Annotated in this window: 32 protein-coding genes; 11 read left to right on the forward strand and 21 right to left on the reverse strand. The window is 70.1% G+C overall.

Going from position 1 to position 24,838, the window contains the following annotated elements; genetic code table 11:
* The first annotated feature begins 148 nt into the window (after positions 1-148).
* The 9 genes from BV907_RS17600 (at position 149) to BV907_RS17635 (ending at position 7,660) form a co-directional block, all read left to right on the forward strand.
* A complete protein-coding gene (locus tag BV907_RS17600; RefSeq protein ID WP_077491053.1) occupies positions 149-358 on the forward strand; it encodes a Flp family type IVb pilin in 210 nt (69 codons plus the stop codon).
* 90 nt (positions 359-448) lie between these two features.
* Positions 449-820 carry a TadE/TadG family type IV pilus assembly protein gene (locus tag BV907_RS18610; RefSeq protein WP_139346865.1) on the forward strand — a complete coding sequence of 124 codons (372 nt, stop codon included), beginning with the start codon at positions 449-451 and terminating at the stop codon, positions 818-820.
* Positions 808-1,848: a pilus assembly protein TadG-related protein gene (locus BV907_RS17605; protein ID WP_245828065.1), complete on the forward strand. Its 1,041-nt coding sequence runs from the start codon at positions 808-810 to the stop codon at positions 1,846-1,848. Before BV907_RS18610 ends, BV907_RS17605 begins: the two co-directional genes overlap by 13 nt.
* A 63-nt stretch (positions 1,849-1,911) precedes the next feature.
* Entirely contained in the window at positions 1,912-2,643 is a 732-nt protein-coding gene (gene cpaB, locus BV907_RS17610; RefSeq protein WP_077491055.1) for a Flp pilus assembly protein CpaB, read from the forward strand.
* On the forward strand, positions 2,640-3,857 hold the full coding sequence (locus tag BV907_RS17615) for a CpaE/TadZ family protein (RefSeq protein WP_077491056.1): 1,218 nt from the start codon (positions 2,640-2,642) through the stop codon (positions 3,855-3,857). Before cpaB ends, BV907_RS17615 begins: the two co-directional genes overlap by 4 nt.
* Positions 3,854-5,434 (forward strand): TadA family conjugal transfer-associated ATPase, encoded by a 1,581-nt coding sequence (locus BV907_RS17620; protein WP_425441657.1) that lies wholly within the window; start codon positions 3,854-3,856, stop codon positions 5,432-5,434. The genes BV907_RS17615 and BV907_RS17620 overlap by 4 nt, the downstream gene beginning before the upstream one ends.
* On the forward strand, positions 5,425-6,354 hold the full coding sequence (locus BV907_RS17625; RefSeq protein WP_077491057.1) for a type II secretion system F family protein: 930 nt from the start codon (positions 5,425-5,427) through the stop codon (positions 6,352-6,354). Before BV907_RS17620 ends, BV907_RS17625 begins: the two co-directional genes overlap by 10 nt.
* Positions 6,355-6,363: 9 nt before the next feature.
* The gene (locus tag BV907_RS17630; RefSeq protein ID WP_077491058.1) at positions 6,364-7,251 is read left to right on the forward strand and encodes a type II secretion system F family protein; all 888 of its coding nucleotides are present in this window, start codon (positions 6,364-6,366) and stop codon (positions 7,249-7,251) included.
* Between the two features lie 28 nt (positions 7,252-7,279).
* Positions 7,280-7,660, forward strand: coding sequence for an Hpt domain-containing protein (locus tag BV907_RS17635; protein ID WP_139346866.1), 381 nt, complete (start codon positions 7,280-7,282; stop codon positions 7,658-7,660).
* Between the two features lie 6 nt (positions 7,661-7,666).
* Here BV907_RS17635 and BV907_RS17640 read toward each other — a convergent pair whose 3' ends face one another.
* Positions 7,667-8,515, reverse strand: a complete 849-nt coding sequence (locus tag BV907_RS17640) for a response regulator transcription factor (RefSeq protein WP_077491060.1) — start codon at positions 8,513-8,515, stop codon at positions 7,667-7,669.
* 111 nt (positions 8,516-8,626) lie between these two features.
* Here BV907_RS17640 and BV907_RS17645 point away from each other — a divergent pair, with 111 nt between their 5' ends.
* On the forward strand, positions 8,627-10,273 hold the full coding sequence (locus BV907_RS17645; RefSeq protein WP_077491061.1) for a sensor histidine kinase: 1,647 nt from the start codon (positions 8,627-8,629) through the stop codon (positions 10,271-10,273).
* Between the two features lie 27 nt (positions 10,274-10,300).
* Here BV907_RS17645 and BV907_RS17650 read toward each other — a convergent pair whose 3' ends face one another.
* The 7 genes from BV907_RS17650 to infA form a co-directional block, all read right to left on the reverse strand.
* Positions 10,301-11,251: a tRNA pseudouridine synthase A gene (locus BV907_RS17650; RefSeq protein WP_077491062.1), complete on the reverse strand. Its 951-nt coding sequence runs from the start codon at positions 11,249-11,251 to the stop codon at positions 10,301-10,303.
* A gap of 29 nt (positions 11,252-11,280) precedes the next feature.
* A complete protein-coding gene (gene rplQ, locus BV907_RS17655) occupies positions 11,281-11,841 on the reverse strand; it encodes a 50S ribosomal protein L17 (protein ID WP_077491063.1) in 561 nt (186 codons plus the stop codon).
* Positions 11,842-11,901: 60 nt separating this feature from the next.
* A complete protein-coding gene (locus BV907_RS17660; RefSeq protein WP_077491064.1) occupies positions 11,902-12,912 on the reverse strand; it encodes a DNA-directed RNA polymerase subunit alpha in 1,011 nt (336 codons plus the stop codon).
* A gap of 186 nt (positions 12,913-13,098) precedes the next feature.
* On the reverse strand, positions 13,099-13,503 hold the full coding sequence (gene rpsK / locus BV907_RS17665) for a 30S ribosomal protein S11 (RefSeq protein ID WP_077491065.1): 405 nt from the start codon (positions 13,501-13,503) through the stop codon (positions 13,099-13,101).
* A gap of 40 nt (positions 13,504-13,543) precedes the next feature.
* Positions 13,544-13,921: a 30S ribosomal protein S13 gene (rpsM, locus tag BV907_RS17670; protein WP_077491066.1), complete on the reverse strand. Its 378-nt coding sequence runs from the start codon at positions 13,919-13,921 to the stop codon at positions 13,544-13,546.
* Positions 13,922-14,116: 195 nt separating this feature from the next.
* Positions 14,117-14,230 carry a 50S ribosomal protein L36 gene (gene rpmJ / locus BV907_RS17675; RefSeq protein ID WP_011775570.1) on the reverse strand — a complete coding sequence of 38 codons (114 nt, stop codon included), beginning with the start codon at positions 14,228-14,230 and terminating at the stop codon, positions 14,117-14,119.
* Positions 14,231-14,296: 66 nt separating this feature from the next.
* Entirely contained in the window at positions 14,297-14,518 is a 222-nt protein-coding gene (gene infA, locus BV907_RS17680; protein ID WP_011775571.1) for a translation initiation factor IF-1, read from the reverse strand.
* 413 nt (positions 14,519-14,931) lie between these two features.
* Here infA and BV907_RS17685 point away from each other — a divergent pair, with 413 nt between their 5' ends.
* Positions 14,932-15,777 carry an endonuclease domain-containing protein gene (locus tag BV907_RS17685; protein WP_077491067.1) on the forward strand — a complete coding sequence of 282 codons (846 nt, stop codon included), beginning with the start codon at positions 14,932-14,934 and terminating at the stop codon, positions 15,775-15,777.
* Positions 15,778-15,975: 198 nt separating this feature from the next.
* On the opposite strand, the gene BV907_RS17690 is transcribed toward BV907_RS17685, so the two are convergent.
* From BV907_RS17690 to rplN, 13 genes are all read right to left on the reverse strand, one after another.
* Positions 15,976-16,977, reverse strand: a complete 1,002-nt coding sequence (locus BV907_RS17690) for a P1 family peptidase (RefSeq protein WP_077491068.1) — start codon at positions 16,975-16,977, stop codon at positions 15,976-15,978.
* Positions 16,978-17,085: 108 nt separating this feature from the next.
* A complete protein-coding gene (map, locus tag BV907_RS17695) occupies positions 17,086-17,913 on the reverse strand; it encodes a type I methionyl aminopeptidase (RefSeq protein ID WP_077491069.1) in 828 nt (275 codons plus the stop codon).
* A 99-nt stretch (positions 17,914-18,012) separates the two neighbouring features.
* A complete protein-coding gene (locus tag BV907_RS17700; protein WP_077491070.1) occupies positions 18,013-18,594 on the reverse strand; it encodes an adenylate kinase in 582 nt (193 codons plus the stop codon).
* Positions 18,591-19,907, reverse strand: a complete 1,317-nt coding sequence (gene secY / locus BV907_RS17705) for a preprotein translocase subunit SecY (protein ID WP_077491071.1) — start codon at positions 19,905-19,907, stop codon at positions 18,591-18,593. Before secY ends, BV907_RS17700 begins: the two co-directional genes overlap by 4 nt.
* Before the next feature lie 429 nt (positions 19,908-20,336).
* Positions 20,337-20,798, reverse strand: a complete 462-nt coding sequence (gene rplO, locus BV907_RS17710) for a 50S ribosomal protein L15 (protein ID WP_077491072.1) — start codon at positions 20,796-20,798, stop codon at positions 20,337-20,339.
* A 2-nt stretch (positions 20,799-20,800) separates the two neighbouring features.
* The gene (gene rpmD, locus BV907_RS17715; RefSeq protein ID WP_077491073.1) at positions 20,801-21,007 is read right to left on the reverse strand and encodes a 50S ribosomal protein L30; all 207 of its coding nucleotides are present in this window, start codon (positions 21,005-21,007) and stop codon (positions 20,801-20,803) included.
* A gap of 3 nt (positions 21,008-21,010) precedes the next feature.
* A complete protein-coding gene (gene rpsE, locus BV907_RS17720; protein WP_175637514.1) occupies positions 21,011-21,673 on the reverse strand; it encodes a 30S ribosomal protein S5 in 663 nt (220 codons plus the stop codon).
* Positions 21,674-21,699: 26 nt separating this feature from the next.
* Positions 21,700-22,083, reverse strand: a complete 384-nt coding sequence (gene rplR, locus BV907_RS17725) for a 50S ribosomal protein L18 (protein ID WP_077491075.1) — start codon at positions 22,081-22,083, stop codon at positions 21,700-21,702.
* Between the two features lie 2 nt (positions 22,084-22,085).
* Positions 22,086-22,622 carry a 50S ribosomal protein L6 gene (gene rplF, locus BV907_RS17730; protein ID WP_077491076.1) on the reverse strand — a complete coding sequence of 179 codons (537 nt, stop codon included), beginning with the start codon at positions 22,620-22,622 and terminating at the stop codon, positions 22,086-22,088.
* A gap of 18 nt (positions 22,623-22,640) precedes the next feature.
* Positions 22,641-23,039: a 30S ribosomal protein S8 gene (rpsH, locus tag BV907_RS17735; protein WP_077491077.1), complete on the reverse strand. Its 399-nt coding sequence runs from the start codon at positions 23,037-23,039 to the stop codon at positions 22,641-22,643.
* 75 nt (positions 23,040-23,114) lie between these two features.
* On the reverse strand, positions 23,115-23,693 hold the full coding sequence (gene rplE, locus BV907_RS17740; RefSeq protein ID WP_077491078.1) for a 50S ribosomal protein L5: 579 nt from the start codon (positions 23,691-23,693) through the stop codon (positions 23,115-23,117).
* Positions 23,693-24,055: a 50S ribosomal protein L24 gene (rplX, locus tag BV907_RS17745; protein ID WP_077491079.1), complete on the reverse strand. Its 363-nt coding sequence runs from the start codon at positions 24,053-24,055 to the stop codon at positions 23,693-23,695. The genes rplE and rplX overlap by 1 nt, the downstream gene beginning before the upstream one ends.
* Before the next feature lie 3 nt (positions 24,056-24,058).
* A complete protein-coding gene (rplN, locus tag BV907_RS17750) occupies positions 24,059-24,427 on the reverse strand; it encodes a 50S ribosomal protein L14 (protein ID WP_077491080.1) in 369 nt (122 codons plus the stop codon).
* Positions 24,428-24,838: the final 411 nt, after the last annotated feature.

Here is a 24,838-nt window from a genome sequence, read left to right on the forward strand (position 1 = left end):
AAGCGCAGGGAATACCCTTCTCCCGAGCCTTCTGCGAGCATCGCGCAAGAACACTAAGTCCCCCGGAAGACCGCTCCTATCGTCATGAGTGGAGCTGGCAAGTCGTCCAGCCGACAACCAAATCCACTCGCACCTACAGGAGCAAAAAGTGCTTTCTCTCATCGCCACCCTGCACACCGCCGGCCTCACGCTCAAGGAGCGCGTCTTCTCCGGCGAGAAAGGCGCAACCGCCGTCGAGTACGGCATCATGGTCGCGCTCATCGCCGTCGTCATCATCGTCGCCGTCACGGCCATCGGCACGAACCTCGACGGCATCTTCGACTGGGTCGGCACCAAGGTCAAGGCCCCGACCACCTGATCCAGCTGGACCGTCCCGGGCCGAATCCCATGCCATCGGCCCGGGACGTTCTGGCGCACAGCCCTGTAACACCTGGCCCGAGGAGTCACCATGCGACCGACCGAGCGCGACCGCGGCGCGGCAGCCGTCGAGATGGCCCTCGTGCTCCCGGTCCTCGTGACCATCCTCCTGGGCATCATCGACTTCGGCCGGGCGTTCAACGCCCAGCAGGTCCTCACCTTCGCCGCACGCGAGGGCGTCCGCGCCATGGCGCTCGAGAACAGCCAGGCCACGGCCCGCGAGGCCTCGCGCGAGGCCGCCTCGACCCTCGGCACCCTGCCCGACTCCTCCATGGCCATCTCCCCCGCCGCCTGCACGCCGGGAACGCGGGTGAGCGTGACCGTCTCCTACACCCTTCCCAGCACGGGCTTCTTCGGCCAGTTCCCCCTCCAGGGCAAGGGGGTCATGCTGTGCGGCGGCTGAACTTCACGGTCGACGCCGGCACCCACCGCGAGCGCGGCGCCGTCGCCTTCCTCACGGCCATCCTCATGACGGCGCTGCTCGCCTTCGGGGCCATCGCCGTCGACGGCGGGCTCCTCTTCGCCGAGCGGGCCCAGCTGCAGAGCGGCGCCGACGCCGCGGCGCTGGCGCTCGCGCAGAAGTGCGCGGCGTCCACGGCCGACCCCGCATGCCAGGAGGGCTCGTCCCTGGCCGAGGAACTGGCAGACAGCAACGCGGGCGACGCCGCGAGTCTCATCTCGAGCCTCGCGGTCGATACGTCGGCCCGCCGCATCACCGTCGTCACCGGCGCGCTCGAGGCCGGTGCGCGGCCGGGCGCCGTCGCGCTCTACCTCGCCAACATCCTCGGGAACTCCGAGGCCGAGGTGGGCGCACGGGCCGGTGCCGTGTGGGGCAGCCCGAGCGCCGGCCGGACGGCCTTCCCGCTCGCCTTCTCGGTCTGCCAGGTCCAGGGCTTCGTGGATGGCGGGCTGCAGCTCCTTCAGGAGCACGGGAAGAACATCAACGCCGACTGCAACTATGGCCCCTCCGGCGCCGTGACGCCGGGCGGCTTCGGCTGGCTCGTCCAGGACGCCGGCCAGTGCGGCGGCTCGATCGACGTCGCCCTCGCCGAGGGCGGCAGCGACCCAGGCAACAATGCCCCCGGAAACTGCTCCGGGGTCCTGAACACGTGGGCCAGCGACATCGAGGCCGGCAAGCCCGTCACCGTCCTCCTCCCCGTCTTCACGGCGGTGACCGGAACCGGAAGCTCGGCCGTGTACAGCCTCCTCGGCTTCGCGGCCTACTCGGTCGTCGGCTGGAAGTTCAGCGGCGATTCCGGCCTGCCGTACACGTTCCGCAACCAATACCCGAGCGTCCCGGCCTCGCTCGAGTGCCAGGGCAACTGCCGCGGGATAGTCGGCAAGTTCATCACCTACGTCTCCCTCGCGGACGGCTACACGCTCGGACCGGTCGACGGTCTCGGCACCCGCGTCGTCCGCATCACGCGTTAGCATACCCCGCCCGCCCACCCTTATGTCCCGCCCGCCCATCCTCACGACCATCCCAGGAGCATCATGAAGTCCCGACTCGTCGCTGGCGCCGTGGCCCTCGTGGCCGCGATCCTCGGCGTGATCCTGGTCCTCTCCTACGCCAACGGCGCGGACCGCAGGGCCATGGCCGGACTCACGCCCACGGAGGTGCTCGTCGTCGCCAAGGCGGTGCCCGAGGGGACTCCTGTGGAAGAGCTTGCGGGATCGCTCGAGACGCGTTCCCTGCCGGCCGACGCCGTCGTACCCGCCGCCCTGACCTCGCTCGACGGGCAGGCCGGCACGGTCACGACGACGGCGCTCACCCCGGGCGAGCAGCTCCTCCCCGACCGCCTCGCCTCCCCCGAGACCCTCGCCGAGCCCGGCACGGTCCCGGTGCCGAAGGGCCTCCAGGAGGTCTCCTTCCAGCTCGACCCGCAGCGCGCCGTCGGCGGCCGGCTCGCCGCCGGGGACACGGTGGGCCTCTTCCTCTCCTTCGACAACGGCGCCGTCCCGTCCGGCCAGGGCCCGGAGAGCACGTCCCTCGCCCTGCACACGGTCCTGCTCACCTCGGTCCAGCGCGCCCCTCAGGCCGAGACGGCGGACGCTGCGACGGCCCTCCCAGCCGGTTCGCTCCTGATCACCGTGGCGGTCACCGACGAGCAGGCCCAGAAGATCGTCTTCACCGCCGAGTACGGCAGCATCTGGCTCAGCAAAGAGCCCGCCGACGCCACCCGCTCCGCCACCAGCCCTGTCGACCGGAAGAAGGTGTACCAGTGAGCCTCTTCGTCCTCGTCTCCCCGGACACGGACTTCGCCCAGCGCATGGCTGCGGCAGTCGACGGCGGGCTGCCGGGCACGCTGCGCGTCCTCGCCGGCGCCGGGCTTCCGGGCCAGCCGGAAGACCTCTTCGGCGTCCTGGGCGCCGTCCCCGACGTCCTCGTGATCGGGCCGGGAGTGGCCCTCGAGCCCGCCCTGCGCTTCGCGACCGTCATGGACATCCGCTTCCCCGGCGTCACGGTGCTGCTCGCGGCAGAGGCCGACGCCGAGCTCGCCCTGACGGCGATGCGCGCCGGCGTCCGTGACGTGGTCTCCCCCGGCATCGACGCCGAGCAGCTCCGCGTCGTCCTCCAGCGCGGGGCGCAGGCGGCGGAGAGCCGCGGCCGCTCCGCCGCGAACGCCGCCGGGCAGGAGGGCCCCGGGGCCCACGGTGCCAACCGGGGACGCGTGATCGGTGTCTTCTCCCCCAAGGGCGGCGTGGGCAAGACGACGCTGGCGACCAACATCGCCGTGGGCCTCGGCCGGACCGCGCCGCTGCGCGTGTGCGTCGTCGACCTCGACCTCCAGTTCGGGGACATCGCCTCGGGCCTGGACCTCTCGCCGGAACACACCCTGACCGACGCCGTGACCCCCGCAGCGGCCCGCGACTCCCTCGTCCTCAAGGCCTTCCTGACCCTGCACCCGGGCGGCTTCTACGCCTTGTGCGCGCCGCGGAGCCCGGCCGAGGCGGACGCCATCTCGCCCGAGCAGGTCAGTCATCTCATCGGCCAGCTCGCCGAGCAGTTCGACGTCGTCGTGCTCGACACGGCCCCGGGCCTCGGCGAGTGCACGCTCGCTGGCCTCGAGGCGTGCACCGACGCCGTCTGGGTCACGGGCATGGACGTCCCCGGGGTCCGTGGCCTGCGCTCGAGCCTCGACGTCCTGGCCCACCTGGGACTGGTCCCCGAGTCGCGACACCTCGTGCTCAACATGGCGGACCCGAAGGTCGGCCTCTCGGTCAAGGACATCGAGGTGACCCTCGGCGTGCCCGTGGACGTGAGCGTCCCCCGCTCCCGCTCAGTCGCCTACTCGACCAATCGCGGCGTGCCGGTCCTGCAGTCCCCGCGCCGCGGAGACAAGGCGACCGCAGCGCTTGGCCAGGTGGTCGAGCGCCTCTCCCCCAGTGACAGCTCCCGCGCCGCACGGCGCGCCCATCGACGGGTCGTGGTCGCATGAAGCTCTCCGAACGGCTCGCCTCCACAGGGGCCGCCCGCCCCGGCAGCTCTCCCTACTCCGGCGGGGCCGGGACCGCGGCGGCGCCGGAGACGACGGCGGCGGCAGCCCCGGCGTCGTCCGTCGCCCTCCTCGAGGCGCCCGCAGCGCGCACCGAGGTCCACGAGGCCGCACACGCCGCGGCGCCGGCCCCCGCGGTGCCCGCCGCGAGCACGCTCGCGGGAAAGGCCGGGATCGCATCCGGCGCGCCGGCCGCGGCGGCCATGACGGCTGCGCCGCTCGACGCCCTCGCCGGCATCAAGCAGCGCGCCGCGACGGCCCTGTACGAGCGCATGGGCGCACGCTTCGGCGACTCGGGCGCGACCGAGAAGGAGCTGCGCGCGGCCGCCCGCGAGGAACTCATCCAGGTCATCGACGGGGAGCAGGTCCCGCTCAGCGCCCAGGAGCGCTCGCGCCTCCTGCGCGACGTCGAGGACGACGTGCTCGGCTACGGCCCGCTCCAGCGCCTGCTCGACGACGACACGGTCACCGAGATCATGGTCAACCGCCACGACCAAATCTACGTCGAGCAGAAGGGCCGGCTGACCCTCTCGGACCTGCGGTTCTCCTCGGAGACGCAGCTGCGCACGGTGATCGAGCGGATCGTCTCCCGCGTGGGCCGCCGCATCGACGAGTCCTCGCCGCTCGTGGACGCCCGTCTCGAGGACGGCTCCCGCGTCAACGCCGTCATCCCGCCGCTCGCCGTCGGCGGCTCGTCGCTGACGATCCGCAAGTTCGGCAAGGTCCCGCTCACGGTCAAGGATCTCGTCGGGTTCGGCACGTTCACTCCGGACATGGCCGAGCTCCTGCAGGCGTGCGTCGAGGCCAAGCTCAATATCATCGTCTCGGGCGGCACGGGCACGGGCAAGACGACCCTGCTCAACGTGCTCTCCTCCTTCATCCCCGCCGGCGAGCGCATCGTCACGATCGAGGACGCCGTCGAGCTGCAGATCCAGCAGGAGCACGTCGTCCGGCTCGAGAGCCGGCCCTCCAACACCGAGGGCAAGGGCGAGGTCACGATCCGCGACCTCGTCAAGAACTCGCTGCGCATGCGGCCCGACCGCATCGTCGTCGGCGAGGTCCGCGGCGGCGAGTCGCTCGACATGCTCCAGGCCATGAACACCGGCCACGACGGCTCACTCTCGACCGTGCACTCGAACTCGCCCCGCGACGCCGTCGCACGCCTCGAGACGCTCGTGCTCATGGCCGGCATGGACCTGCCGCTGCGGGCCATCCGCGAGCAGATCGCCTCGGCCGTGGACCTCGTCGTGCAGATCTCGCGCCTGCGCGACGGCACGCGCCGCATCACCCACGTCACCGAAGTCCAGGGCATGGAAGGAGACGTCGTCACGCTCCAGGACGCGTTCGTCTTCGACTTCGCCGCCGGCGTCGACGCGAGCGGCAAGTTCCTCGGCAAGCCCGTCCCGACCGGGGTACGGCCCCGCTTCATCGAGCGCTTCGAGGACCTCGGGATCCACGTGCGGCCGAGCGTCTTCGGCGCCCAGCCCGCGGGCGCCGGGCAGGGGGCGGCATGGAGCTGATCCTTGGCCCTGCGCTCATGCTCGCCGCGGGCGGCGCCGCCTCCATCCTGGCCATCCGGCCGGGGCACGCGTCGCTGCCTCTGTCCCGGCGCCGCCCCGACACCCCCTCCGGCTCGCTCATGGAGCGCGCGGCGGCCGGGGCGACGGCCGCCCTGCACGGCTGGTTCGACCGTCACCGGCTGCGCCTCGTTGCGCCAGAGAAGCTCGACCTCGCGGGGCTGCGGATCGGCCAGGCCGAGCTCGCGATCCTCGCCGGCGCCGGAGCACTCGTGTCCCTCGCCGCGGGCCTCATCCTCGGCAGCCTGCCGCTCGGAATCCTCCTTGCGCTGGTCGTGTTCCTCGCGCCGCGCCTCGCCGTCGGCCTGCGCATCGCGAAGCGGCGCAAGGCCTTCGGCGAGCAGCTCGACAGCATGCTCCACCTGCTCTCGGGCGGCCTCCGCGCCGGCCACAGCATCCTGCGCGCGATCGACGCCGCGGCCGCCGAGAGCCCCGAGCCGACGGCCCATGAGATGCGCCGGATCGTCCGCGACACGGCCCTGGGCCGCGACCTCCTCGAGTCCCTCGAGGAGACGGCGGCTCGCATGGAGAGCGAAGACTTCGTCTGGATCGCGCAGGCCATCCAGATCAACCGCCAGGTCGGTGGGAACCTCGCCGAAGTCCTCGACCAGGTCAACGAGACGATCCGCGAGCGCGGCGAGATCAAGGGCCACATCGCGGCCCTCGCCGCCGAGGGGAAGTTCTCCGCCTACATCCTCATGGCCCTGCCGTTGGGTATCGTCATGTTCCTCATGGTGGCCAACCCCACGTACATGACGCCCATGTACACCCACCCGCTCGGCTGGGCCATGATCGCCGCCTCCGCGGTGCTCATGACCATCGGCGGCCTCTGGCTGCGCAAGCTCATCGCCATCCGGTTCTAGGAGAGAGTCATGATCATCCTCGCCTCCGCGCTCCTCGTTGCGGTGCCGGTCGCCCTTCTGAGCTGGATGGCCCTTGCCGCTGACCGCGGCGGCGACCGTGCCGTGCGCAACAACCTGACCCGCGGGTTCGTCAAGGATGCCGCTGCGCCCACCGCCGCGGCGAGCGGCGCCGTCGTCCTCGAGCGCATCGCCCGCGCCCTCACGCCGTCGTCCTACATCCGCCGGCTCGACCGGATGCTCGCCCTCGCCGGCCGCCCCGCCTCGCTCCCCCTCGGCCGGCTCCTCGCCGCCAAGCCGGCCCTCGGGCTCGCGGGCGCGGCCGCCGGCGGGCTCATGCTCCTCGCAGGGCCGGCGCCGATCCTGCGGCTGCTCGCGCTGTTCCTCATCGTCCTCGGCTATTTCGTCCCGGACCTGCTCCTGTACAGCCGGGGCGCCGAACGCCAGACGGCCATCCAGCGCGAGCTGCCGAACATCATGGACCAGCTGCTCATCTCTGTCGAGGCCGGGCTCGGCTTCGAGGCCGCGCTCGCGCGGGCCGGGAGCACGGGCAAGGGGCCCGTGGCCGAGGAGCTGACGCGCACGCTGCAGGACATGCAGGTGGGCCGCAACCGCCGCGACGCGTACCTCGGGCTCGCCGAGCGCACCACGGTGTCAGAGGTGCGCAGCTTCGTGCAGGCCGTCATCCAGGCGGACGAGTACGGGATCGCGATCGGGCGCGTGCTGCGCGTCCAGGCGCGGTCGCTGCGCGTCAAGCGCCGCCAACGGGCCGAGCAGCAGGCCATGAAACTGCCGGTGAAGGTGCTCTTCCCCCTGCTGTTCTTCATCTTCCCGGTGCTCTTCATCGCCATTCTCGGCCCTGCCGTTATCAACACGATTGCTATATTCTCAGGAGCGTAGGTCTCGGATGCTTATCGAGGAGTCGACCATGACCGCGTCCGGGAACGAGGACACAGCTCGAGGAGGACCCCTGCTGGATGACGGGGTCCTGCGGGAGTTGGCCGAGGACGTCGGCCCCCGGGCCGCGACGTCCTTCGCGCGCGAGTTCGCGGGCATGTGGCCCCGCCGCCGTGCGGCGCTCGCCACGGCCGTCTCGCGCGGAGACGTTGAGGGCGCCATGGACGCCATCCTCAGCGTGCGCGTGTCCTCCGCGATGGTGGGGGCGCGCCGTCTCGAGGGTCTGGCAGCTGGCCTCGAGACGGGACTGCGCACCGGCGGCGTCCGGGCGCTGCGCCCCCTCCTTCGCGACGTCGAGCGCTGCGGCGACGACACGGCGCGCGCGCTCGTCGACGCCGCCGAGCTCGGGTAGTGCGCCCTAGGACCGCACGGGCGCGAGCCGGTACCCGACCCCCCGCACCGTGATGAGCCAGCGCGGGCTGCGCGGGTCGTCGTCGAGCTTGCGGCGGAGGTTGCCGATGTGGACCTCGACGGCACGCTCGTCGGCGTCGCTGATGTACGCGTCCACGCGGAATCTGTCCCCACGCGCGACTCGCACGAGCTCGGCCCGCGTCAGGACCCGCCCGCCCGCCGTCAGGAGAGCGCGCAGGAGGTCGAACTCGCTGCGGGTGAGGTCCAGCGTCTCGCCCTCGAGCGTCGCCGTCCGCATCGCGGTGTCCACCGTGAGGCCATTGTGCCGGATCACGTGCGGGGGCTGGGCGGGGCGGGGCGGGAGGCCCGGCCCCGCGCCGCGCGGCCCAGCCTCCGGCGGCCCGGCGTCCGGCGGCGCGGCGTCCGGCAGCGCAGCTTCCGGTGGCGCCGCCGCCGGGGATCCCGTCGCCGCGAGGGAGACCGACGACCGCGGCCGGCGCATCATCGCGGTCAGCCTCGCCCGGAGCTCGCGCGGACGGAACGGCTTGGTCATGTAGTCGTCCGCGCCGGACTGGAGGGCCAGGAGCGTGTCGGTCTCGTCGTCCCTGCCGGTGAGCATGACGATGTAGGCGTCCGTCAGCTGGCGGATCCGCCGCAGCACCTCGAGCCCGTCGATGTCCGGCAGGCCAATGTCAAGCGTCACGACCGCGGGGCTGCGTTCCCGCGCGAGCGCGACACCCTCGCGGCCGGAGGACGCCGTGACAACGTCGAATCCCGCCTGCTCGAGGATGTCGCGGAGCAGCTGCCGGACGTCGTCGTCGTCCTCGATGACAAGGGCTGAGCCCAATTCGTCCATTCGTGGCCTCCCGTCGACACGCGTGTCATTCCCAGCTTAGTTTTTGTGTCGCAGAATGACTCCTAGAAGCATCCCATGACTTGACATGGCAAACCACTGCGAAGGAGCACCGTGACCGTCAGCGAGCAGGCTCTGGTCAGCCGGGCGAGCCTGGTCTTCCGCCGTCTTGGGCCGCGCGTGCGGGTGGCGTTCTGCCAGCTGCCCCTCACGGCGTTCGTCGTCGTCGCCGTAACCACCCAACTCCCGGCGGCCGGGGCCACGGCGCCTTGGGGCCTCATCATCGGGCTCGGCCTCCAGATCGTGCTCGGCATCGCGTGCCTGGCGGTGCCGTGGGAGCGCCTGCGGGACAATGCGCCTCTTGCCATACCGCTCCTCGATCTCGTCTCGATCTGGATCCTGCGCAATGGCGAGGGCCAGATCGTGGGGGTCGGTAACCTCGCCGTCTTCCCAGTCATCTGGCTGGCCGCCTCGACCATGCGCGCCGCGTGGGTCCTCCCCCTGAGCATCCTCGCGCCCTTGGCGATCGCGTTGCCCAACCTCCTGTCGGGCCTGCCCAACCCAACCCCGGGCCAGGTGACCGGCACCATCGTCCTGCCGCTGGGCATGTTCACCGTCGCCATCGCCATCCGCGCCGCGGGGGCTGGGCTGCGCACCCAGGCAAGGGAACTCGAGCGCCAGCGGCAGCAGCTGCGCGGCCTCCTCGACCAAGCGCAGACGGCGGAGCGACTACTCGCCGCGATCTTCGACGCGGTCGACACGGGCATCGTCGCCCTCTCGGAGGACGCCCGCCCCCTGCGGGCGAATCGCCGCTTCCTGTCCCTCCTCGAGGACGCCGGCGTGACGGACGGTCTCATGGGGAGCAACCTCGCCGACCTCCCCCTGCGGATGCAGGACGGGCGGACCCCCGTCTCGCCCGACCAGCACCCGTTCCGGCGCGCCGCGGACCGCGAGCCCCTCCACGGTGAGGTGTTCTGGCTCGGCGGGGGCGACTCCGCGCGGGCGCTCTCCGTCCGCAGCCTCCCCCTCGACGGGCCCAACGGCGGCGCTGTGGCGACGTTCGACGACGTCACGGACCTCATGCGCGCCGTCGATGCGAAGGCCGAGCTCGTGCGGACCGTGGCCCACGAGTTCCGCTCCCCCTTGACCTCAGTCCTGGGGCACGTCGAGCTCGTCCTCGACGACCCCGGGCTCTCCCAGCCTGCTGCCAGCCGCCTCGGCGTGGCCCATGCCAGCGCCGAGCGGCTCCTGCGCCTCGCGACCGACCTGCTCGCGTCCTCGTCCGAGAGGCTGCCCGTGAGCCCCGTGCCCACCGACCTCGCCGAGACGCTCCTCGAGCGCGCCGAGTCCGCCCAGCTGGCTGCGAAGGCGGCCCGGATCCGGATCGACGTCGACGTCGAGGACCCACTCCCCGCTCAGGCGGACCCCTTCCGCATCGGCCAGGCCGTGGACAACCTCCTCTCGAACGCGATCAAGTACTCGCCCTCGGGCGGGACGGTCACGCTCAGCGCCCACACGGACGACGGGTGGATCACGATCGGCGTCGCCGACACGGGCATGGGCATCCGCCCCGAGGACCAGCCGCGCGTCTTCGAGCGCTTCTTCCGCAGTGACGCCGCCAGACGCGCCCACATCCCGGGCATGGGCCTTGGGCTCGCGATCACCCGCATGATCGCCGAGCGGCACGGCGGCGAGCTCGACTTCGAGAGCGAGCCGGAGCGCGGGAGCCTCTTCACGCTCAGGATCCCGGCGCCGTCGTAGGCGCTCCCCGAAGCGGCCCGGCGCGGCTCAGCCGGCGTCGATCGCGTCCCGCAGCGCCCGCGTCTGCTCCGCGCGGGCAGCGAGCCCCTCGGCCGTGGCGGGGTAGCCGACCTCCTCGAGCACGAGCGGGTGCGCTGGCGCGAGCCGCGTCTTGGCATCGCGCACGCGCGCGAGCATGCGCTCGTGCAGCCACTCGGTCCGCTCGAGCCCCTCGCCCACGCGCAGCGCAGAGCCGACGAGCGCCCGGACCATGTTGTGGCAGAAGGCGTCCGCGCGCACGTGGGCGAGCACCACGCCGTCGTGCGTCCGCTCGAACGAGAACTCCTGCAGCTCGCGCACCGTCGTCGAACCCTCGCGCGGCTTGCAGAAGGCCAGGAAGTCCCGCAGGCCGAGCAGCTGCGCGGCCGCGCCGTTCATCCGGCCGACGTCGAGCGGGGCCTTGTGCCAGAGCGTGATCCCCCGCAGGAGCGGGTCCCAGTGCTCGGGCCGGTCCGCGATCCGGTAGGAGTAGCGGCGCCAGAGCGCCGAGAAGCGAGCGTCGAAGCCCGCGGGAGGCACGACGGCGGAGCGCACCTCGAGCGCTCCCGTCGCCTCCCCGAGCACGCGGCTCAGGGCGCCGCGCAGCCGCCGGACGAGGACGGCCTCGGGCGCATCGGCCGAGCGGCCCACGAGTTGCTGCCACTCCCCCTCGGCCAGGTCCACATGGACGACCTGCCCGCGCGCGTGGACGCCAGCGTCGGTGCGCCCAGCGACCACGACCCGCACGGGCCGGCGCAGGATGAGGGCGAGCGCCTCCTCGAGGGTCCCCTGCCCCGTGCGGAGCCCGGGCTGGACGGCCCAGCCGCTGAACGGCCCGCCGTCGTACGCGAGATCGAGCCGGACGCGGACGCGAGCGTCCTCGCCGTGCCCACCCTGCCCTGCAGACGCGGGAAGGCCCCCGCTCCCTGGCTCGGGAACGGGGGCCTTCTCTGCAGTCATGCGCCCCAGTCTAGTGGGGAGCAGGGTGACTACTTGGCGTCGTCAGCCTTCTCGGCCTTCTCCTCGGCAGCGGCCTCCTCGGCGGGAGCCTCAGCCTGGGTCTCCTCGGCGGGAGCCCCGGCGGCCGGGGTCTCCTCGGCCTCGGCCGGAGCCTCGGCGGGAGCAGCCTTGGCCGCGGCCTTCTCGGCCTCGCGCACCACGGCCTGCTTCGGCGAGACCGGCTCGAGGACGAGCTCGATCACGGCCATGGGGGCGTTGTCGCCCTTGCGGTTGCCGATCTTGGTGATGCGGGTGTAGCCGCCGTTGCGCTCGGCCAGCTGCGGGGCGATCTCCGTGAAGAGCTCGTGGATGATGCCCTTGTTCGTGTTCGTGCGCGCCGAGATGGCGGCCTGGACACGACGGCGCGAGGCGAGGTCGCCGCGCTTGGCGAACGTGATGAGGCGCTCGGCCACCGGGCGGAGGCGCTTGGCCTTCGTCACGGTCGTGGTGATGCGCTTGTGCTCGAACAGAGCGGCAGCAAGGTTGTTGAGCATGAGGCGCTCGTGCGCCGGGCCACCGCCCAGACGCGGACCCTTGGCGGGTGCAGGCATTGTCGTTTCTCCTCGTGTGGTCCGCCGCCGGGGTCAGCCGGCCGCGGGCAAAAGTGTTCTCTAGAGCTCGTCGTCGCCGAACGGAGCCTCGTCCTCGTCGATCGCTGCAGCGCGAGCGGCGAGGTCGAACCCGGGAGGCGAGTCCTTGAGCGAGAGGCCGAGCTCGACGAGCTTGGCCTTGACCTCGTCGATGGACTTGGCGCCGAAGTTCCGGATGTCCATCAGGTCCGCCTCGGACCGGGCGACGAGCTCACCCACGGTGTGGATGCCCTCGCGCTTGAGGCAGTTGTACGAGCGCACGGTGAGGTCCAGGTCCTCGATCGGCAGCGCCATGTCCGCGGCGAGGGCGGCGTCCGTCGGGGACGGGCCGATCTCGATGCCCTCGGCGGCGGTGTTCAGCTCGCGGGCGAGGCCGAACAGCTCGACGAGGGTCGTGCCGGCGGAGGCGACGGCGTCGCGCGGCTTGATGGCCGGCTTCGTCTCGACATCGACGATGAGCTTGTCGAAGTCGGTGCGCTGCTCGACACGGGTGGCCTCCACGCGGAAGGTCACCTTGAGCACGGGCGAGTAGATCGAGTCGACCGGGATCCGGCCGATCTCCGCGTCCGCGGACTTGTTCTGGGCAGCGGAGACGTAGCCGCGGCCGCGCTCGATGGTCAGCTCGAGCTCGAACTTGCCCTTGGAGTTCAGGGTGGCGATGTGCAGGTCCGGGTTGTGGATCTCCACACCGGCCGGCGGAGCGATGTCCGCGGCCGTCACGACGCCGGGGCCCTGCTTGCGCAGGTACGCGACGACGGGCTCATCCTGGTCCGAGGAGATGGACAGGTTCTTGAGGTTGAGGATGATCTCGGTGACATCCTCCTTCACCCCCTGAACCGTGGTGAATTCGTGCAGCACGCCGTCGATCCGGATGCTGGTGACGGCCGCCCCCGGGATCGAGGACAGCAGCGTGCGGCGCAGCGAGTTGCCGAGCGTGTAGCCGAACCCCGGCTCCAGCGGCTCGATGACGAAGCGCGAGCGGTTCTCGGATACTGCTTCTTCAGACAGGGTCGGGCGCTGTGCAATAAGCACTAGGTTTTCCTTTCAGCGAGCATCCGCTATATGACGCAACACAGATGGATTGGAAAAGGGTCTGAACTCAGTAATGAAGCCTGCCGGGCCGCCTCAGCCGGCCACCCGCCGTCGTGCTTCCCGCTCGAAAAGAGCGTACGACGGCGCGCGGCCGGCCGGGCGGCACCGGCTGGCCCCGACAACCTGTTAGACGCGGCGGCGCTTCGGCGGGCGGCAGCCGTTGTGGGCGCTCGGGGTGACGTCCTGGATGGAGCCGACCTCGAGGCCAGCGGCCTGCAGGGCGCGGATGGCGGTCTCGCGGCCCGAGCCGGGGCCCTTGACGAACACGTCGACCTTGCGGAGGCCGTGCTCCTGGGCGCGCTTCGCGGCGGACTCGGCGGCCTGCTGCGCGGCGTACGGGGTGGACTTGCGGGAGCCCTTGAAGCCGACCTCACCGGCCGAGGCCCACGAGATCACAGCACCGGTCGGGTCCGTGATGGACACGATGGTGTTGTTGAAGGTGCTCTTGATGTGCGCCTGACCGAGCGCGATGTTCTTCTTGTCCTTGCGGCGCGGCTTGCGGACCGACGTCGCACGAGTCTTCGGGGGCATGAAATCTCCTACTTGACGTTCTGGGTGACGCTAGCCGCTATCAGCGGCCGGCCTTCTTCTTGCCGGCGACGGTGCGCTTCGGACCCTTGCGGGTACGAGCGTTGGTCTTGGTGCGCTGACCGCGGACCGGGAGGCCCTTGCGGTGGCGCAGACCCTCGTAGCTGCCGATCTCGACCTTGCGGCGGATGTCGGCGGCCACCTCGCGGCGGAGGTCACCCTCAACCTTGTAGTTGCCCTCGATGTAGTCACGCAGCTGGACCAGCTCAGCGTCCGAGAGGTCCTTCACGCGGACGTCCGGGCTGATGCCCGTGGCAGCGAGCGTCTCCTTCGCACGGGTGCGGCCCACGCCGTAGATGTAGGTAAGCGCGATTTCCAGCCGCTTTTCGCGGGGAATGTCAACGCCAGCGAGACGAGCCATAGTGGCGGTTCTCCTTGTGTATTCCGGAGGTCGTAGGCAGTACACCCGCACTCTTTCCTGTGCGGCCCCAGCCTCCGGGCCGGGGGTCAGCTGTCCGGGCCCTTGATGCGTCCCAGCGCAGCTTGTGCTGCCTTCTCTAGTTATTGCGTGGGCGTTGCCCGAGCCGGTTCCGCGCGGGTCATCCCGCGGCGGGACTCAGCCCTGGCGCTGCTTGTGGCGCGGGTTCTCGCAGATCACCATGACCCGGCCGTTGCGGCGGATCACCTTGCACTTGTCGCAGATCTGCTTGACGCTCGGCTTGACCTTCATGGCATTCCTTTGCGTGTTGTCGCAGGTGGTCAGCATGTGCCTCCGGGTGCCCCCGGCGGACGCTGCTTACTTGTAGCGGTAGACGATCCGGCCGCGGGTCAGGTCGTACGGGCTGAGCTCCACCACCACGCGGTCCTCCGGGAGGATGCGGATGTAGTGCTGACGCATCTTCCCAGAGATGTGTGCGAGCACGACGTGCTTGTTCGTCAGCTCAACGCGGAACATCGCGTTGGGCAGCGCTTCAGTCACGACGCCCTCGATCTCGATGACACCGTCCTTCTTGGCCATAGCCTCCGCTAACTGTTGTGCCGCCGGGCGCACGAGGCCCCTGACGGACGTGTATGGTTTCGTAACTGGCGCCCCTGCGCCTCCAAGAGGGCATGGGTGGGCCGACAGCCAACAATCAATGCTACGCCACCCGGGGCGGGAAGTTAAATCCGCCCATGGTACACGGCGGGCGGCTCCCGGCGACCTCGCTCCGGCCCGCTCCCGTGAGCGAACCTCCCCAGCTTTAGCCTTCAACCCTACGACGCCGCGGGGGTTCTGGGCCTCCCGACACTGATGGAACCTTCCAACCATGGGGAGCTTGGTACAGCTCCCGACGACTCCGACAGCCCCTCCACAGGTGCGTTCTCCGGCGCGCCGTCCACATAGGGCTGAGCCCAGGCCGGTCCGTTCCAGACGGCCGCAAGCATGGCCTGATGGGGCAGGTTGAGCTTTACCTCCGGAAGCACGACGGCGTAGCACGGGTCGGCGAACTGCTCGCCGCCGGTGCCAGCCGGCGTGGGCTCGAAGCCTGCATCCGCAGCGGGGCTGCCTACCGTCCGAGCCGAGGTGTCGTGGCCCTGCCCGACGCCGATCCAGTGATCCTCAGGTGCCTGTCCACCAACTCGCTGCTGACGTGTGCGTCGGCCGCGAGAAGGCACGGGCTGTGGCTGGTCCACGACCCCGAGCACGTTCACGTGCTGCGCCCTGATGGGCATTTCCGCTCGGACCGGGCCGTGGTCCACCGCGGCTCGTGGGTGCCGGCTCCGGCGGGAAGCAGGATCGCTTCCCTGGCCGACGTCGTGCTGCACGCGTCGCAGTGCCTGCCCGAGCTCGAAGCACTTGTGGTCGTGGAGTCGGCCATCCAGCAGGGGCTCTCCCTCGAATTCCTGCGGGCACAACTTACAGGACCCCGGAACGCGGCGGCCCGGAAGGTCCTCGGCCTGGTCGACAAGGGCGCCGACTCCCTCATCGAGACCCTGGCGCGAGAGCTGATGCGCCGCGCGGGGCTCCACGTCGAACCACAGGTCTACGTCCCGGGTGTTGGGTGGATGGACACGATCGTCCAGCGTTGCGTCGATGTCGAACTGGACGGACACACCCATGAAGATCCTGAGAGCAGGCGGAAGGACTACGCCCGCGACGCCCGTGCCCAGGCCCTCGGCTTCGGGACCGTCCGGTTCTCATACGCGGACGTTGTGCACCAGCCGGAGCAGATGGTGGCACGAGTCCAAGCAGTCGTCGAGCGCCGGCTCGCCCTCGGGGATCTCCCGACCTACTGACAGCCCGGACGAAGTTCCCCATCATTGAGGCCCTCTGTGCCTCCCAGAGCAGCCCGCACCCGCGCAACGGCGGGGGTTGAACCTTGAAGATGGGGAAGTCAATACGCGAATGCTGGGGAAGTCCGTACGCTGCTGGAGCGGGCGAACGTCCCATGACCCGACGTCGACGTCACAGGACCCCATCTCGGCGGGAGCCACTCACGGCACCGGGTAGGGGTCCCACCTTCCCGCCGGGGTCTCGACGGGGGTCGCCCGGGCCACGCCGTCGAGGATCGCGAGCCGGACGGCCTCCGCCGCCGCGGCCTGCATCATGACATGCGCGACCGTGCGCCCCACCTCCCCCACCGGCGCGAGCGGCACGGCGCCCGTGGACAGGGCGAACACCGTGTCCCCGTCGACGCTCGTGTGGCTCGGGTCGAGGGCCCGCGCGAGGCCGGCGTGCGAGGCGGTCGCGAGCCGGCGGCACTCGGCCGGGGTCAGGGCCGCGTTCGTGCCCACGACGGCGAGCGTCGTGTTGGGCCCGACGGGCGCCGCCCCCGTCCCCACCACCGCGACCGGCTGGCCCGGGAAGACCGGCAGCCCCGCGGCATTGACGACGGCGAGCGCCCCCACCACGATCCCGTCGGGCAGCTCAATCTCGGGCGCCCCGGGCGGCCCAGGCACGGGTCCCCCGGGCAGGGCCTGGGAGGCCATCCCCACCCCGCCCTTGTACATCCCGCGGCCGAGCACCGCCCCGGTGCCCGCCCCGACGCTGCCTCGCAGCCCGGCGTCGTCGGTGTCAACCAGGTCGCCGAGCCCGACGGCGGCGGCCGCCGCGGCGAAACCCATCGCGGTGTCGGGGCGGGCGGCAAAGTCCCCGCCGCGGCCGAGGTCGAAGACCACGGCTCCCGGGACGATCGGCACGACCCCGCCGAGGACGCCGAAGCCCTGCCCCAGGGACTCGAGGTACAGCTGGACCCCAGTGGCCGCGGCGAGCCCGTACGCGCTCCCGCCGGACAGCGCCACGCCGTCGACCGTCTGGACGAGGGTCGAGGGGTCGAGGGCGTCGGTCTCGATCGTGCCGGGCCCGCCGCCGCGGACGTCCACGCCGCCTGCGGTCCCGGGCGGGGCGAGGACGGCCGTGACGCCCGTGAGCCAGCCGCCGCCGGTCCGCTGGGCGTGCCCGACGCGCAGGCCGGTGACGTCGAGGAGGGATCCCATGCGGCCCATTCTGCCCCGACGCAGGCGCCGCTGTGCGCACCCACACGCACGACGGCGCCGCTCGCCTTCCGCAGGCGGGCGGCGCCGTCGCATGGCGCTGGCAGGCGGCTACGCCGGGATCGGCACGGGGGTCACGCCGAGTCGCTCGAGCTCGGAGGCGCCGCCGTCGGGCGTGGTGAGGACCCAGATTCCGCCCGCGTGCCGGGCCACGGAGTGCTCCCACTGCGAGGCGCGGGAGCCGTCCGTCGTCACGACGGTCCACTCGTCGTCGAGCACCTTCGTGTCGATCGATCCGCGTACCAGCATCGGCTCGATCGCGAGGGCCATTCCGGGCTTGATCTTGGGCCCGCGGTGCCCGGTGCGGTAGTTCAGCACGTCGGGGGCCATGTGCATCTGCGAGCCGATGCCGTGGCCCACGTAGTCCTCGAGGATGCCGAGCGGGGCGCCGTCCTGCCCGGAGACGAAGTCGTCGATCGCGTCGCCGATGTCCCCGACGTAGCTCCCTCGCGCGAACGCAGCGATGCCGTGCCACATGGCCTGGCGCGTGACCTCGGACAGCCGCGCATCCTCCGGATCCGCCTCGCCCACGATCACGGTCCGCGCGGAGTCCGCGTGCCAGCCGCGGACCACGCAGCCGCCGTCGATCGACACGATGTCGCCGTCGGCGAGCACGCGCCCGCCCGGGATGCCGTGGACCACCTCGTCGTTGACCGAGGCGCAGATGTGCTTGGGGTAGCCGTGGTAGCCGAGGAAGTTGTACTGCGCGCCCGCGGCGTCGACGACGGCGGCGAACGCGGCGTCGAGGTCGTCGGTCGTCGCGCCGGGGACGGCGGCGTCGACGGCGGCGTCGAGGGCACGGCTCAGGAGCGCCCCGGCCTCAGCCATGATGCGCAGCTGCCCGTTGTTCTTGTACTCGATCTTCCGCTGGCCGATCACAGCCGTCCTCTCTCTCCTCGTGGACAGGGCGCCGCCCGGGAGGTGTGACCTCCCCGGACGGCGCCCCTCGTCGTCGTGTGTTCCGGACTCGACGTCCCCTTAGGGAGCCGAGCGGACGCTCTCGATCGCGGCGAGCACGCGCTCGGTGACCTCGTCGATGGCGCCGATGCCGTCGACGCGGGTCAGGGCGCCGCGCTCCTCGTAGCGGGCCACGACCGGCTCGGTCTGCTCGTGGTAGAGGTCGAGCCGGTGGCGGATGACGGCCTCAGTGTCGTCGCTGCGGCCGGTCTCCTTGGCGCGGTTGAGCAGCCGGGTCACGAGCTCCTCGTCGTCCGCCGTGAGCTGGAGGACGACGTCGAGGGACTGGCCCTTCTCGGCGAGGATCCCGTCGAGGTACTCGACCTGCGCGACGGTGCGCGGGTACCCGTCAAGGAGGAAGCCGTTGGCCGCGTCGTCCTGCGCGAGGCGGTCGCGGACCATGTTGTTCGTCACGCTGTCCGGAACGAAGTCGCCCGCATCCATGTACTTCTTGGCCTCGAGGCCGAGCGGGGTCTGCTCCTTGACGTTGTAGCGGAAGATGTCGCCGGTGGAGATCGCGACGATGCCGAGGCGGTCCGAGATCCGTTCCGCCTGGGTGCCCTTCCCGGAACCGGGCGGGCCAATGAGCAGCATTCTCGTCATCGCAGTAGTCCTTCGTAGTGTCGCTGTTGGAGCTGCGCATCGATCTGCTTGACCGTCTCGAGACCCACGCCCACCATGATGAGGATCGAGGTGCCGCCGAACGGGAAGTTCTGGTTCGCGTTGACGAGCACAAGGGCGACAAGCGGGATGAGAGCCACGATGCCGAGGTACAGGGCACCCGGCAGCGTGATGCGCGAAAGTACGTACTGCAGGTAGTCCGCAGTGGGCTTCCCGGCGCGGATGCCGGGGATGAAGCCCCCGTACTTCTTCATGTTGTCGGAGACCTCTTCGGGGTTGAAGGTGATCGCGACGTAGAAGTATGTGAAGAAGATGATCATGGCGAAGTAGATCGCCATGTAGATCGGGTGGTCGCCCCGGGTGAGGTTGTTGTTGATCCACTCGACCCAGCCCGGGATCGGGGAGCCGTCCGTCGGGGTGTTGAACTGCGCGACGAGCGCAGGCAGGTACAGCATCGAGGACGCGAAGATCACGGGGATGACGCCGGCCATGTTGACCTTGATCGGGATGTACGTGCTCGTCCCGCCGACGGTCCGGCGGCCGATCATGCGCTTGGCGTACTGGACCGGCACGCGGCGCTGGGACTGCTCGACGAAGATGACGAGCGCCGTCGTGACGAGGCCGATCGCGAGGACGACGAAGAACGTGCCCGGGCCCTTCGAGGTCCAGATCGCGCCGAGCGCGGTCGGGAACGCGGCCACGATCGAGGTGAAGATCAGCAGCGACATGCCGTTGCCGATGCCCTTCTCCGTCACGAGCTCGCCGAGCCACATGATGAGGCCCGTGCCCGCCGTGAGCGTGATGACCACGAGCAGGGTCGTGATGATGCTCTGGTCCGGGATGATCGGCAGCTGGCAGTTCGGGAACAGCTGCCCCGAGCGCACGAGCGAGACGAGCGTCGTCGCGTTCAGCAGGCCGAGGGCGATCGTGAGGTAGCGCGTGTACTGGGTGAGCTTGCTCTGCCCGGCGGCCCCCTCCTCGTAGAGCTCCTGGAACCGCGGGATGACCACGCGCAGGAGCTGGACGATGATCGACGCCGTGATGTACGGCATGATGCCGAGCGCGAAGATCGAGACCTGCAGGAGCGCGCCGCCGCTGAACAGGTTCATGAGCTGGTAGATGCCGGTCTGCTCGCCGGTCACCGACGGGTCGAGGCACTGGCGGACGTTGGCGTAGTTGACGCCCGGCGCGGGGATGAAGGCGCCCAGGCGGAAGATCGTGATGATGCCCAGCGTGAACAGCAGCTTGCGCCGCAGGTCGGGCGTCCGGAAGGCCCGGCCGATCGCAGAAAGCACGCTTCTCCTCCCCATCCGAGGAACGTAGGGTCGAGGGCTCCGGGGCATGGGTGGCCGCACGGAGCTGAGGTCCAGCTCTTGAGTCTAGCGTCACGGGCCTCAGAGCGGATAATCAGCGCGCCCTGCTGCGACGAGCGGCACGCTCGGCGCGGCGAACGCGAAAGGCCGCCGCCGCCGTCGTACTGTGCTCTCCCTCCGCACGCTCGGCGCGCCGAACGCGGAAGGCCGCCGCCGCCGTCGTACTGTGCTCCCCCTCCGCACGCTCGGCGCGCCGAACGCGAGAGGCCGCCGCCGCCGTCGTACTGTGCTCTCCCTCCGCACGCTCGGCGCGCCGAACGCGAGAGGCCGCCGCCGCCGTCGTACGCAGAACGTACGACGGCGACGGCGGCCTAGCGGGTCACAGCCCGCCGCTGCGCTCCGGTTCCGTCCTTAGAGGACGGTCGTGGAGCCGCCGGCGGCGGCGATCTTCTCCGCGGCGGACGCGGAGAAGGCGTGCGCCGTGACATCGACCTTGACGGTGATGTCACCGGAGCCGAGGACCTTGACGGGCTCGTTCTTGCGGACGGCGCCCTTCTCGACGAGGGCCTCGACGCTCACGGCGCCACCCTCCGGGAACAGCTCCGAGAGCTTGTCCAGGTTCACGACCTGGTACTCGACCCGGAACGGGTTCTTGAAGCCGCGGAGCTTCGGCAGGCGCATGTGCAGCGGAAGCTGCCCACCCGCGAAGCCGGCCTTGACCTGGTAGCGGGCCTTCGTGCCCTTCGTGCCACGGCCAGCGGTCTTGCCCTTGGAGCCCTCACCGCGACCCACGCGGGTCTTGGCAGTCTTGGCACCGGCAGCAGGACGCAGGTGGTGGACCTTGAGCGCGGAGCTCTTCTCGTTCTCTGCCATTCCTACTTCGCCTCCTCAACCTTCACGAGGTGCGGAACCGTGTTGACCATGCCCACGGTGATCGCGTCGGCCTTGCGGACGACCGTGTGGCCGATCCGCTTGAGGCCGAGCGAGCGCAGGGTGTCGCGCTGGTTCTGCTTGGCGCCGATGACGCCCTTAATCTGGGTGATCTCCAACGTCGCGTCGGAGGGAGTCAGGTTCTTCGCCACGACTCATGCACCTGCCTTCGAGTTCTGGAGGTTGCGCACCAGAGCAGCGGGAGCGACCTCGTCCAGGGCCAGGCCACGGCGGGCGGCCACGGACTGCGGCTCCTCGAGGTTCTTGAGCGCCTCGACCGTCGCGTGGACGATGTTGATGGCGTTCGAGGAACCCAGGGACTTGGACAGGACGTCGTGGATGCCGACGCACTCGAGCACGGCACGGACCGGACCACCGGCGATCACACCGGTACCCGGGGCGGCCGGGCGCAGCATGACGACGCCAGCGGCGGCCTCACCCTGCACGCGGTGCGGGACCGTCGTGCCGACGCGCGGGACGCGGAAGAAGGACTTCTTCGCCTCCTCGACACCCTTGGCGATGGCCGCGGGGACCTCCTTGGCCTTGCCGTAGCCGACGCCGACGAGACCGTTGCCGTCACCCACCACCACGAGGGCGGTGAAGCTGAAGCGACGGCCGCCCTTGACGACCTTGGCAACGCGGTTGATGGTCACCACGCGCTCGATGAACTGGCTCTTCTCGGCGTCGCGCTGGTCGCGGCCGCCACGGCCACCGCGGTCGCCACGGCCCTGGCCGCGGCCCTCGCCGCGACGACCGCCGCGGCGCTCCTCGGTGGCGGGAGCGGACTCGGCAGCCTCGGTTGCATTCTGCTCGGTCACGTTAACCTTCTCGTTATTCTCAGCGGTCACAGGGCCAGCCCACCTTCACGTGCGCCGTCCGCGATCGCAGCCACGCGGCCGTGGTACTTGTTGCCACCACGGTCGAACACGACGGCCTCGATGCCGGCAGCCTTCGCACGCTCGGCGATGAGCTCGCCGACGCGCTTGGCCTTGGCGGTCTTGTCGCCCTCGAACGCGCGGAGGTCGGCCTCGAGCGTGGAGGCCGAGGCCAGCGTGATGCCCTTGCTGTCGTCGACAACCTGGACGAACACATGGCGCGACGAGCGGTTCACGACCAGGCGGGGACGCTCGGCCGAACCGACAATGCGCTTGCGGAGGCGGAAGTGACGGCGAGCCCGAGCCTGCTGCTTGGACTTGGCCACGCGCTTCTTGTTGATGCCCAGACCCATGGTTACTTACCAGCCTTTCCGACCTTGCGGCGGACAACCTCGCCGGCGTAGCGAATGCCCTTGCCCTTGTACGGGTCGGGCTTGCGCAGCTTGCGGATGTTGGCAGCGACCTCGCCGACCTGCTGCTTGTTGATGCCGGAGACCGAGAACTTCGTCGGGCCCTCGACCGTGAACGTGATGCCCGCGGGGGCAGCGATGTTCACCGGGTGGGAGAAGCCGAGCGCGAACTCGAGGTCCGAGCCCTTGGCCTGCACGCGGTAACCGGTGCCGACGATCTCGAGCTTCTTCTCGTAGCCCTTGGTCACGCCCTCGATCATGTTGAAGATGAGCGTGCGGGTCAGGCCGTGCAGCGAGCGCGAGAGGCGCTCGTCGTTCGGGCGGGTCACCGAGATGGTGGAGTCCTCGAGGATGACCTCGATCGGGCTGGCGACGGTGTGGCTCAGCTCGCCCTTGGTGCCCTTCACGGTCACCAGGGAGCCGTCGACCTTGACCTCGACGCCGGCCGGGACGGTGATGGAGCGACGTCCAATGCGGGACATATCTTCTTCTTCCTTCCCTTACCAGACGTACGCGAGGACTTCGCCGCCCACGCCCTTCTTCGCGGCCTGACGGTCAGTCAGGAGCCCGGAAGAGGTGGACAGGATGGCGATGCCGAGGCCGCCCAGGACGTGCGGGAGGTTCGTGGACTTCGCGTACACGCGGAGGCCCGGCTTGGAGATGCGGCGCACACCGGCGATCGAACGCTCGCGGTTGGGGCCGAACTTGAGGTCCAGGGTCAGCTTCTTGCCGACCTCGGCGTCCTCTTCCTTGTAGGCGGCGATGTAGCCTTCGGCCTTCAGGATCTCGGCAACGCGCACCTTGAGCTTCGACGACGGCATGGTCACCGCGTCGTGGTAGGCGGCGTTGGCGTTGCGCAGACGCGTGAGCATGTCTGCGACGGGATCAGTCATAGTCATGTGGGCTCGTGCCCTTCCTCATGACGGTTTCCCTCCCGTGCCCTGAGGCGCGGGACGGACCTTTCACGTAGTGATTCAGTCTTCGTTCTTGAACGGGAAGCCCAGCGCCTTGAGGAGCGCACGGCCCTCGGCGTCGGTCTTGGCGGTCGTGACAACCGTGATGTCCATGCCGCGGAGGCGGTCGATCTTGTCCTGATCGATCTCGTGGAACATCACCTGCTCGGTGAGGCCGAACGTGTAGTTGCCGTGGCCGTCGAACTGCTTGCCGGAGAGGCCGCGGAAGTCGCGGATACGGGGCAGCGCGAGCGTCACGAGGCGGTCCACGAACTCCCACATACGGTCGCCGCGAAGCGTCGCGAAGGCGCCGATCGGCATGCCCTCACGGAGCTTGAACTGGGCGATCGACTTGCGGGCCTTGGTGACCTGCGGCTTCTGGCCCGTGATGAGGGTCAGGTCGCGCACAGCGCCCTCGATGAGCTTGGAGTCCTTGGCGGCGTCGCCGACACCCATGTTCACGACAACCTTGACCAGGCGCGGGACCTGGTTGACGTTCTCGTACTTGAACTCCTCGTTGAGGGCCTGCTTGATGCTCTCGGCGTACTTCGTCTTCAGACGGGGCACGATCTTGACCGGAGTCTCGACAGTCTCAGTCATCAGATGTCCTTCCCGGTGGCCTTGGAGTAGCGGATGCGGACGGTCTTGGAGACGCCGTCCTTCTCCACGGTCTCGAGGCGGAAGCCGACCTTGGTGGGCTTCTTGGTCTCGGGGTCCACGAGGGCCACGTTCGAAACGTGGATCGGGGCCTCGACCTGCTCGATGCCGCCGGTCTTGGTGCCGCGCTGGGTCTGGCCGGCCTTGACGTGCTTGGTGACGCGGTTGATGCCCTCGACGAGAACTCGGTTCTCCTCGACGAACACCTTCAGGACCTTGCCCTGCTTGCCCTTGTCACCGCCCTTCTCCTGCTTGGAGCCGGTGATGACCTGGACCAGGTCGCCCTTCTTGATCTTTGCGCCCATGAGTCAGAGCACCTCCGGAGCCAGCGAGACGATCTTCATGAACTTCTTGTCGCGCAGCTCGCGGCCCACGGGGCCGAAGATGCGCGTGCCACGGGGGTCGCCGTCGGCCTTGAGGATGACTGCAGCGTTCTCGTCGAACTTGATGTAGGAGCCGTCCGCTCGGCGGCGCTCCTTCTTGGTGCGGACGACGACCGCCTTGACGACGTCGCCCTTCTTCACGTTGCCGCCAGGGATCGCGTCCTTGACGGTGGCGACGATGACGTCGCCGATGCCTGCGTAGCGGCGACCGGATCCACCGAGAACGCGGATGGTGAGGATTTCCTTCGCACCCGTGTTGTCGGCGACCTTGAGCCGCGACTCCTGCTGAATCACTTCTACTCCTTACGTCTCGCCGGTTCTCGGAGCGCGGTCCTGCTGCGGTACGAGCCTTGCGGAACGGTTGATGGGGTGTCTCTCGATCCGCCTGGATGTGGCCAGAGTCGGACCTGAACCCCCGTGCCGCACGCATGTGTCCCCTCCCTGCCCAAAGGCAGCGCCGGGGCGCTCCCCTTCGGGATGAAGGGCATTATGCGGTGGCACGAAAAGTTCACGAGGTGTTCGACGGCATGGCAGAGCCAGCCGTACAAGCTCAATATCGTACCACGCCGTCGGTGTCCACCCCGCACCGCCCCTGACGTCTCGGGTACGCATCTCGACGCCAAATCCCCCTTTCGGGTACGCATCCGGTGTAAATCAAGCTGTCTGTGACGGCTTGGGTGTGTTGATGCCTGCGGTTGTTGGTGC

The sequence above is a fragment of the Sinomonas mesophila genome (assembly GCF_001999765.1).
Classification (GTDB): Bacteria; Actinomycetota; Actinomycetes; order Actinomycetales; family Micrococcaceae; genus Sinomonas; species Sinomonas mesophila.